Raw genomic sequence first — 9,814 nt, forward strand, 5'->3', positions numbered from 1 at the left:
CAAAGGACAAAGTCCAAAGAAAATATCCTCTGTGACGTTGAACCTCATTCCTGTCTTAAAGTATAAAGATCCCATCAAATAGACGAGAGTTCTCATATAAACGTTCTCAGTTTGACGACAAATATATTCGATTAAAATCATCCGCACAGGTATCAACTTTCCACATATGCAGTTCCTTCTATTGTACACGATTATATTCGTCAGCTTTACCTCTTATATCAACAAAATATACCTAAAAATAATAATTTGTGCAAGAAAATGAAATATACTAGTAATTCCGCGTTCCGGGCTCAAAATCTACTGTAATTATATATGACTATTTCCTTCATCAAGTCATAAGAAATGACGAATTTTGTCGAAATTTGTTATATTATGTTTTGGCCTTTTTAAATGTATTTTTAACGGTCATTTTCCCCTCTTTGAACTTAATTCCTTTCATATCAAGGATTAGAACCGTGTAAATAATTGCCACCAAATAATAATATAAAGTAATTGACGAATATGGTAATGGCTGGTATTATAATAACAACAGAGATTTTTGTCGAATAATGACGAAAAAAGATAAATATTACTTTTGGAGAATTGAGAGGAGAAATTATTATGAAATCTACTGGTATTGTTCGTAAAGTTGATGAGCTAGGTCGTGTGGTTATTCCAATCGAATTAAGACGTACACTTGGTATTGCAGAAAAGGACGCTCTTGAGATTTATGTTGATGATGAAAAAATCATCCTAAAAAAATACAAGCCAAACATGACTTGCCAAGTTACAGGTGAAGTGTCAGATGATAACATCTCACTTGCTGGCGGTAAATTAATCTTAAGTCGCGATGGTGCTGAGCAATTATTAAAAGAGATCCAAAATAGTTTCGAACTTTCAAAGCAACAAGCATAAATAGCTAAAGGCTTCTCTTCCTGAGAAGCCTTTTTATTTACCCTATTCTTCTACATGATAAGCTCGATAAACCTCTCTTTTATTCAAATCACGATCACTGGCGGTTTGTTTAATTGCTTCTTTACTTGTTAATTCCTTTACAGATATATAATGTTCAACATGCTCTTCGATTGTGAGCTCTTCCCACCAGCTATTATCTTCAGAAAGATGATCTTCTGAGGAGCCTTCAAGAATCAGGCAGAATTCACCGCGAATCTCATCTGTATCTGCCCATTGTATAGCTTCAGACACAGTTCCTCTGATAAACTCCTCATACTTCTTCGTTAACTCACGGCATAAGACGATTTTCCTATTCCCCATATGCTCTAACATCAAATTCAGAGTTTCTTTTAATCGATGAGGAGATTCATAAAGAATGATTGTCGATGATAAAATCGCTAAATCAGCTAATTCTTTTCTTTTATTCTTCTTTTGTCTTTCTAAAAATCCATAAAAGTAAAATGGTTGTGTTCCTATACCTGAAGCAATTAATGCTGTTAACGCAGCATTTGCCCCTGGAAGCGGAACAACAGTTAGATGTTCTTCAACCGCTGACACCACTAATTCATAGCCTGGGTCAGAGATTGTCGGCATACCCGCATCACTCACTAGTGCCACCTTTGATCCGCTCTTCAGCTTTTCAATTATTTTGTAGCCACTGGATTCTTTATTATGTTCATGATAACTAATAATCGGTGTTTCAATCTCAAAGTAATTGCATAATTTCTTCGTATTACGTGTATCTTCCGCAGCGATAAAGTCTGCTTCCTTCATGATTCTAATCGCCCTAAAACTCATATCTTCAAGATTGCCAATCGGAGTGGGGACAAGGTACAACATGCCCTTTTCTTCCTCATTACTAAAGCTTTTTTGTTGATGCATATATGCACTCACCTATTTCTTATTAATTGCATTGACTCCATTTACGAGCGATATAAACCGATCACATCGAGCTTTTGCTTACGATCTAACTGCTTAAAGCGATATTCAGCTCTCATGGCATCACGTTTATTATCAAATGTTTGATGGAATACCAGCTTAAGCGGTGCCCTGCCTCTTGTGTACTTGGCACCCTTTCCTTCATTATGCTTCTTTAAACGGCGTTCTAGATTATTAGTGTATCCGGCGTACAAGCTCCCGTCATTACATTCCAAAACGTAAAAATAATGCTCATTATTCTCCATACAAAATCTCTCTTAATTCCTTCGAATATTCATTTCCTTCATTATATATAAATAAAGGGGCCATAATCTTTAAGTCCGGCTTGCCATTCTTTATGGCCTCAATAAGTAATACATTAGCCTCTTTACCTAATTTAGGATATACCATTTGAATTCTCTTAGGCTCTAATTGATATTTCCGCATTAAAGTAACAATATCAAGTAATCTCCCAGGACGATGAACGAAAGCAACCTTTCCGCCTTGCTTCACTAGCTGGCTTGCCACACGAATCGTATCTTCTAATGTACAAAGAATTTCATGGCGGGCAATGGCTAAATGCTCATTTTCATTCATGACTTTATTCGAAGGAGTAGTAAAGTATGGGGGATTACATGTGACGACATCGAATTTTCCATATCCAAATCTTTCAGTCATACGCTTAATGTCCCCATGAACCATCGATAAACGCTCCTGTAAACCATTATACTTAATACTTCTCATCGCCATATCATAAAGTCTCTCTTGTATCTCTACACCCGTAATATGCCCCTTTGTTCTAGCGCTTAAAAATAGTGGAATGACACCATTCCCGCTGCAAAGGTCAATTAACTTTCCCTTTTGAATGGGTACATAGACAAATCTCGCTAACAACACAGCGTCAATTGAAAAGGAAAAAACGGAGGGACTTTGAATGATTCTCAAGTTCTCCGCTAATAAATGATCTAATCTTTCATCTCCCTTTAAGACATCCATACCTAAATCCTCCAAATGATTCTTCAGTTTTACCCAATTTCCTTTAAAAATTGCCTTCCTATATACAGGAAGGCAATTTTTATTTCTTATTAAGAAACGATAGACAGAATAGACAATCCCCTTCTTTTCGAGGGCTGCCAAAATGCAGATTACATATATGGAAGCCCTCTTGATATAGACGTGCTAAATTATCATAGCCCTCACCAATATCCAGAAGCTTTTCGTCATCCGCTTCCTCTAATGACTGTTTTGACGTATTCTTTTTCCCGGTCTTCTTCTCTCTATCTGTCGTGATCTTTAACCGGCGTCTCAAATGATCATTTTCAAGCTTCAAAGAATTATTTTCTTCCAGCACCTCTGCCAAATGCTGCTTTAACTCACCAAGCTTCTGATATAATTGCCCAATTTGAGATTCCATATTATCTACTGAATCAAAGATTTCCTTTTTATCCAAACATTCCACCTCATTAATCTGTGGATTGAACTGATACAGCACCTTCATTTATTTCCTCAAGAGTGAATTCAAGCACGCGTTCTTGTTCCTTTAAGTTCACTTGCAGAATTCGTTCCAAAATATTTAAACCAACGACTTTACCAGAACCTTCAGGTGTTTTTACCCATTCTCCAATATCTGGAAGCTGTTTCTTAGCTGTTTCATATTCATCATTTTCATACTTCAAACAGCACATGAGACGACCGCAAAGCCCAGATATTTTTGTTGGGTTTAATGATAAATTCTGATCCTTCGCCATTTTAATTGACACAGGGTCAAAATCTCCTAGAAATGTTGAGCAACAAAGCATTCTCCCGCATGGTCCAATACCACCCAGCATTTTTGCTTCATCGCGTACACCAATTTGCCGCAGCTCAATTCTTGTCCGAAAAATGGCTGCCAAATCCTTAACCAGCTCCCGAAAATCCACACGTCCATCCGCTGTAAAGTAAAAAATTACTTTGTTGCGATCAAATGTATACTCTACATCTACAAGTTTCATATCCAACTGATGGGTCGTTACTTTTTCGCAGCATACATCATAAGCTTCCTTGGCTGCTTGCCTGTTTTCCTCGACAATCATTCGATCCTTTTGATCCGCAATACGCAGGACCTTTTTCAATGGAAGGACAACATCATGCTCATCAACCTTTTTGGGAGCAATAACGACTTTGCCATATTCCACTCCTCGAACCGTTTCGACTATCACAAAGTCATCCTTTTGTATTGAAAGATCTCCGGGATCAAAATAATAAATCTTGCCCGCTTTTTTAAAGCGCACTCCCACTACATCATACAAATGAAGATCCCTCCTGCATTTTTAACACAAGCTGTTCCATCAACAACTGCGGATTCATATTTGCTTGTAGCTTCCTTTTTGATTCTAAGACAGCTGTAATTTGATCTGTCAGTTTTCTGCTGGAAGATTGAAGCGAATATGGCTCTAAACGATTTCGCTCCATAACAAAGGCCATTTGTTCACCTTTGCCGAGCTGAATATATAGCAAATCTTTTAATAAAAGAAGTAGTATGTCTAAACCCAGATCTAATTGATCCTTCTCTTTAAAGTGCGGAAACCATTCCTCTTGAAGCGTCACCATCGCCTGCAAAGGATTTTTCTTTAGCACTTCGTATAATTTTAACACTATTTTTTGCGCTTGTACAAACCAATCATCCCCACTATATGCTAAAGCTTCGTCCAAATTATGGGTGATGCGTGCAAGAATAGCTGCCATTTCCTCGTTTACACCATTCACTTTTAGCTGTTCAATAAATATTTCAACCGAAAGTGGTTTAAAGGTGATAGACTGACATCGTGATAAAATAGTTGGCAGCATCCTTTGGGATTGCTCGGTTATGAGGATTGCTGTTGTTTCAGCGTGCGGTTCTTCTAAAAACTTCAATAAACTATTTGCTGCATTCACCGTCATTCGATCCGCATGGACAATCACATATACTTTTTTGTTCGATTCCACACCTGTCTTTGAAAATTCTTCTTGAAGCGCTCGAATCTGTTGTTTCTTTATTGATTGGCCATCAGGCTCTATCATATGAACATCTGGATGGTTATTATGGTTAATTCTCTTACAGTTCAGGCACGTTTCACATGAAACATATCCATCAATAGGGGATAAACAAAAGATACTTTTCGCCAGAAGCAGGCTCGCACCTTTTTTTCCTGTACCCTTCATTCCTTCGAATAAATAAGCATGGGCAAGCCGATTTTTACTTAAGCTGTTTTTAAACATCTTCAGCACGACAGGCTGCATATCCTGAAACTGTTCCCATGTTTGTGTCATGCTGATCAACTCACTTACGTATATAGATTGATTAATAATCCTTTAATCTCACCGATTTTACCAAGAATATCGATTGAATCTCCTTCTTGCTGTAATATCTGCTTTGCTAGTTCCGCAAGCCTCTCGTCAATTGTTTCAACAATTTTTAAAGCCTTGCCCTGGCCGAGATGATTCCAGCTATGTGACTGCTTAAGTTCCATCCCGTATTCTACCGTTTCTTTAATAAACTTTTTAACCAAAGTTTTATATTTAGCCATGTCCTTAAAGCTTCTGGATCTAGCAAGTCTTCTGCCCGCTGATTCTATATCACCCAGCAGGGCATGCATTTGTGATGTTTGCATTTTCTGCCCATGCTTTTGAACAAGTTCATTAAATTTTAATTGGTTGCCGACAGGCTGTTTTTGATCCTGTCGGACTTTATCTACGTTTAAACGAATATCCTGATTGATTTTCATCATTTACCCCCGATTCACCAAATCTTTTTAGAAGTGATGAAACTGTTCAACTGGTAGAACAAATACCGTTGCTCCCCCGACTTCTACTTCAACAGGGTATGGAATATATGAGTCTGCATTTCCACCCATCGGAGATACTGGCGCAACGAGCTGCTCCCTGGATTGACAATTATCCTTAATGATCTGCAACGCTTTTTCCACTCGGATATCTTCTGTCCCTATCAAGAAAGTTGTATTTCCCGATTTCAGAAAACCACCTGTGCTGGCTAATTTTGTCGCACGGAAATTATTATCCATAAGTGCTTTTGATAGTTTATTGCTGTCTTGGTCTTGTACAACTGCTAATACTAGCTTCATTTTACCACCCTCCTCAAATTTAGCGAAATTGACTTTATTCATATTATATCAGTTATTTTATGCACTAACAGGGATATACTGACCGATTTTTCATTGTTGCTGTTATTTTTTACTAATAATCAGTGGTTTTAATAGTTCCTGTGCTTGTTTAAAAACTTCATTTACTGATTTAGCTGCATTCACATTTTTAATCCGCTGCGGATATCGTTTCTGTAGCTGGAGGTAACCTTCTCTCACTTTTTCATGAAACGCCAGATCTTCGAGATCAAGTCGATTAACTTCTCTCCCTTTGTGAATATTAATTCTCTCAAGGCCTTTTTCTGGTTCAATATCAAAATATAAAGTGAGTGCTGGCATTAATTTTTCGATCGCAAATTCATTGATCGACAGTACTTCATCAACCCCAAGTCCCCTTGCATAACCTTGATAAGCTAATGAACTATCAACAAAACGGTCACATAACACAATATACCCATCTTCCAATGCCGGGATAACCTTTTCCACCAAATGCTGTCTCCGTGCTGCTGCATATAGAAGCGCTTCTGTCTTTGAATCCATTTTTGTATTGGACTTATCTAGTATTACACTTCTTATTTGTTCTGCAATTTCAATTCCACCAGGCTCTCTTGTTAATTTTATGTTATACCCTTCACTCTCAAGACTTTCAGCCAGCATATTCATGATGGTTGTTTTGCCGGCCCCCTCAGGCCCCTCCGCTGTGATAAAAATGCCTTTTTCCATTGTATAACCCCCAGATGATTCGTCAAATTGTTTCGTTACTGATAAATATTAATCAGCCCTCTTTGCAAATCAAGCACATCTTGAAAACGCGCACCTGCCTGCAAGAGCTCATGTAAATGTTGAATATGTTCTTTTGTTATTATTTCCCCGGGAAATAATAACGGGATGCCTGGTGGATATGGCAGAATGAGCTGCGCGCAAATCTTTCCACAAGCCTCATCTATTTTTACAGTTTTTACTTCTTTCCTATCCGTCCTAGATAAAGTGGTAATCTTTGCATGGTGACTGATATGCCTTTTTTTAATTTCTTTATCACCGTACATCTCTTGCCTCTTCATATTATCCTTTATGCACCTTAGGACCTCTTCAAATGGATAAAATTCTCCTTTCTTAACCAACGGAAAAACCATTAACACATTGAAGGGATCAGCAAGCTCTGTAAAAATGCTTCTCTCCTCTAATAAGCGCTGTAAATCAAAGCCTGTAAGAGCAGTGTTGGACTGTATTGTTATCTTAAGAGGATCACCCATTTGATTGGCATAACGTAAGACGCTTATTCCCTTTATTGAATCCAACTGATCTCGGAAGTGGTTTATCGTTTGCATCAAAGCCTTCCCGTCCTCATTTGAGAAAGAAGCTAGATAGCTGCGGGCAAAATCCAAAGATGCCATAATTGGATAGGAGGGACTGCTTGATTGCAGAATTCGCAAATAATGCTCAACCCGCTCCTTAGCAACGATGGTGCTATTCATATGTAGGTAGGCACCCATCGTCATTGCAGGCAATGTCTTATGAGCGGATTGGATAACAATATCGGCCTTTAACTCCACCGCTGAAGGAGGAAATATTTCACTTCCGTAAAAATGAGCCCCATGTGCTTCATCAACAAGCACAGGAATCCCTTTTTCATGCGCCTTAGCTATCATTTCCTCTAATGGGTAAACCATGCCATAGTAATTTGGGTATGTAAGTATCAAAGCTTTTGCATGTGGATATTTCATCAGTGCTTCCTCCACAAGATCACAGGACACACCGCCTGCCACGCCCCACTCTTCATCGTACTCGGGTGCTAAGAAAACAGGATTAGCCTTTGCAAGCGACAAACCATTTATAATTGATTTATGACAATTCCTCTGAACAAGGACCGTATCACCTTCGCCAACCGCAGCCAAAATCATCGCCAAGTTCCCAACTGTCGATCCATTTACTAAAAAGTAGCTTTTTTGCACCTGATACAACTGGGCAAGTAACTCTTCCGCCTCTGCAATCACACCTTCAGGCGAGTGCAAATCATCTAGACCGGAAAGCTCCGTAACATCTAAAGAAAGGAACTCACTAAAATGGTGTCTTGCCGGAGCTGGGACTACCATGCCATTTTTATGACCTGGGACATGAAAAGATATTGGTCTCTTCACCCTATGTTTAAATAGTTGTTGTAATAACGGTATATTTGTCTGATTCATTTATATCCCCAATACTCATCTTAAGTTTCCTTTCTATTTTATCAAATCACTATAAAAAAAGGAAAATTCATTGAAATAATTTTCTACGGATAATTTTTTTTACAATTCGAAAGCAGACATACACCCAAAACCTATTTCTAACATAGAATATAAAACAAAGCTGCCAAGGATGAAAATTCTAAAAATTGTATACAAATCCCTAATTTGGGGCATGATTTAGTGTATGGAGGTGGAGTGATTGAGTTCGCTGCTAGCAAAGAAAACAATCGAAAAAAGCTGTATCATTTGTGAGGAAACAAAAACCCAGGGAATACATCTATACACTTCTTTTATTTGCACAGACTGTGAAAAAGATTTAATCGCAACCGAAACGAACGATCCCAAATATAAATATTACCTAAATAAACTTAAAAAGATTAATACACCTGAAATTTTTTCCTAGCAGTCTCCATTTGGGGACTTTTTATTTGCCTGAATTTCATATAAGAACAAAGATTTTATACACTTATTGGATATTTATTTTAACATAAGGCTCTTTTCTAAAAGATTGTTGTTTTTTTTCATAGGTTTTGATAAGACAAACCATTGAAAAGTTAAGTTGATTGGAACGGGTGTGCGAGACTCCTGCGGGAGCAGCGGGACAGGTGAGACCCCGCAGGAGCATAGCGACAAGGAGGCTCACCGCCCGCCCCGCGGAAAGCGAGCACCTGGAGAGAAAATCAATGACTATTGCAACAAAGTATACGAAAACAGCCTAAAATAAAGATAATACATTATAGGTGAGGAGAATATGGAACTAAACAAATTACCAAAGGTGAGATTGAGGGAATTAAACCTTGACGATGCAGAAGACCGTTATCAGTGGTGCTTAGACAAAGAGGTTACAAAACATCTGAACATGCCTGACAAGTACCCCCCTTTTAGTAGGGAAGAGACGGTGAAGTGGATTGGCATGTGCATGAATCAAACCAATGGATATGTGTGCAAATAGCTATCGTAACTGAACAAGGTAAACATATGGATGGATTGATTTTAAAAACATTGATAAAATAAACAACCATGCAGAGTTAGGGATAGCTATAGGTGTTAAAAACTACTGGGGTAAAGGATATAGATTATATTCAATGAGAGAAATGTTCGTTGTAGGAGATAGTGAACTCAACCTGAACAAGATTTGGCTAAAAGTAGAGATTGATAATGAAAAAGCCATTAAGTCATATAAACGAATAGGCTATGTCGAAGAAGATCTTAAGACAAGACCGATTAAGGAATGGGAAATATGTTGATCGTCTCAGAATGAGCATGCTTAAAAGTGAACTAAGCAATGGATAAAACAGTTAAAGATTTAATATTAATTAAAGAAATTTAGTTCAATATTTTTGAAGGTGGTACTCTTAACTTTTAATGTCTTTGCAAATTCCTCCATTGTTCCACTCATGCCTCTTTAGTATTAGTATTTGGAATAGCCATTTCCTTCTGATTCACTGACCTTTTTCTATATTAAAAGAACGGTGAATGGAATTATTTTTTAACACAAAAAGAGCACCCATACAGGTGCTCTCACGATCATTTGCCCGGCAACGTCCTACTCTCACAAGGGGACAGCCCCTAACTACCATCGGCGCTGAGAAGCTTAACTTCCGTGTTCGGTATGGGAAC

At 38.0% G+C, this 9,814-nt stretch carries 12 protein-coding genes, 1 rRNA gene and 1 pseudogene; 3 read left to right on the forward strand and 11 right to left on the reverse strand.

What is annotated here, in order from left to right:
- The first annotated feature begins 600 nt into the window (after positions 1-600).
- Complete coding sequence (gene abrB / locus J2S17_RS24325) at positions 601-894, forward strand: transition state genes transcriptional regulator AbrB (RefSeq protein WP_503128672.1); 294 nt, start codon at positions 601-603, stop codon at positions 892-894.
- Between the two features lie 42 nt (positions 895-936).
- On the opposite strand, the gene rsmI is transcribed toward abrB, so the two are convergent.
- From rsmI to J2S17_RS24375, 10 genes are all read right to left on the reverse strand, one after another.
- Positions 937-1,815 (reverse strand): 16S rRNA (cytidine(1402)-2'-O)-methyltransferase, encoded by an 879-nt coding sequence (gene rsmI / locus J2S17_RS24330; RefSeq protein WP_307478807.1) that lies wholly within the window; start codon positions 1,813-1,815, stop codon positions 937-939.
- A 41-nt stretch (positions 1,816-1,856) separates the two neighbouring features.
- Positions 1,857-2,117: a GIY-YIG nuclease family protein gene (locus tag J2S17_RS24335; RefSeq protein WP_307478809.1), complete on the reverse strand. Its 261-nt coding sequence runs from the start codon at positions 2,115-2,117 to the stop codon at positions 1,857-1,859.
- A complete protein-coding gene (locus J2S17_RS24340) occupies positions 2,107-2,847 on the reverse strand; it encodes a tRNA1(Val) (adenine(37)-N6)-methyltransferase (protein WP_307478812.1) in 741 nt (246 codons plus the stop codon). The genes J2S17_RS24335 and J2S17_RS24340 overlap by 11 nt, the downstream gene beginning before the upstream one ends.
- A 79-nt stretch (positions 2,848-2,926) precedes the next feature.
- Positions 2,927-3,301, reverse strand: coding sequence for a DNA replication initiation control protein YabA (yabA, locus tag J2S17_RS24345; protein WP_307478814.1), 375 nt, complete (start codon positions 3,299-3,301; stop codon positions 2,927-2,929).
- Positions 3,302-3,314: 13 nt separating this feature from the next.
- Positions 3,315-4,139, reverse strand: coding sequence for a PSP1 domain-containing protein (locus J2S17_RS24350; RefSeq protein ID WP_307478817.1), 825 nt, complete (start codon positions 4,137-4,139; stop codon positions 3,315-3,317).
- Positions 4,132-5,139: a DNA polymerase III subunit delta' gene (holB, locus tag J2S17_RS24355; RefSeq protein WP_307478819.1), complete on the reverse strand. Its 1,008-nt coding sequence runs from the start codon at positions 5,137-5,139 to the stop codon at positions 4,132-4,134. The genes J2S17_RS24350 and holB overlap by 8 nt, the downstream gene beginning before the upstream one ends.
- 14 nt (positions 5,140-5,153) lie before the next feature.
- Complete coding sequence (locus J2S17_RS24360; RefSeq protein ID WP_307478821.1) at positions 5,154-5,594, reverse strand: YaaR family protein; 441 nt, start codon at positions 5,592-5,594, stop codon at positions 5,154-5,156.
- A 27-nt stretch (positions 5,595-5,621) separates the two neighbouring features.
- Positions 5,622-5,951, reverse strand: a complete 330-nt coding sequence (gene darA, locus J2S17_RS24365; RefSeq protein WP_307478824.1) for a cyclic di-AMP receptor DarA — start codon at positions 5,949-5,951, stop codon at positions 5,622-5,624.
- Between the two features lie 102 nt (positions 5,952-6,053).
- The gene (gene tmk, locus J2S17_RS24370; protein WP_307478825.1) at positions 6,054-6,692 is read right to left on the reverse strand and encodes a dTMP kinase; all 639 of its coding nucleotides are present in this window, start codon (positions 6,690-6,692) and stop codon (positions 6,054-6,056) included.
- Between the two features lie 35 nt (positions 6,693-6,727).
- Entirely contained in the window at positions 6,728-8,155 is a 1,428-nt protein-coding gene (locus J2S17_RS24375) for an aminotransferase class I/II-fold pyridoxal phosphate-dependent enzyme (protein WP_307478828.1), read from the reverse strand.
- Between the two features lie 238 nt (positions 8,156-8,393).
- Here J2S17_RS24375 and J2S17_RS24380 point away from each other — a divergent pair, with 238 nt between their 5' ends.
- Positions 8,394-8,597, forward strand: coding sequence for a sigma factor G inhibitor Gin (locus tag J2S17_RS24380; RefSeq protein ID WP_307478831.1), 204 nt, complete (start codon positions 8,394-8,396; stop codon positions 8,595-8,597).
- 348 nt (positions 8,598-8,945) lie between these two features.
- Positions 8,946-9,487: pseudogene (locus J2S17_RS24385) on the forward strand (GNAT family N-acetyltransferase).
- A 240-nt stretch (positions 9,488-9,727) separates the two neighbouring features.
- Here J2S17_RS24385 and rrf read toward each other — a convergent pair.
- Positions 9,728-9,814, reverse strand: a 5S ribosomal RNA gene (gene rrf, locus J2S17_RS24390); the annotation flags it as partial.

The organism is Cytobacillus purgationiresistens, assembly GCF_030813235.1.
GTDB lineage: Bacteria > Bacillota > Bacilli > Bacillales > Cytobacillaceae > Cytobacillus > Cytobacillus purgationiresistens.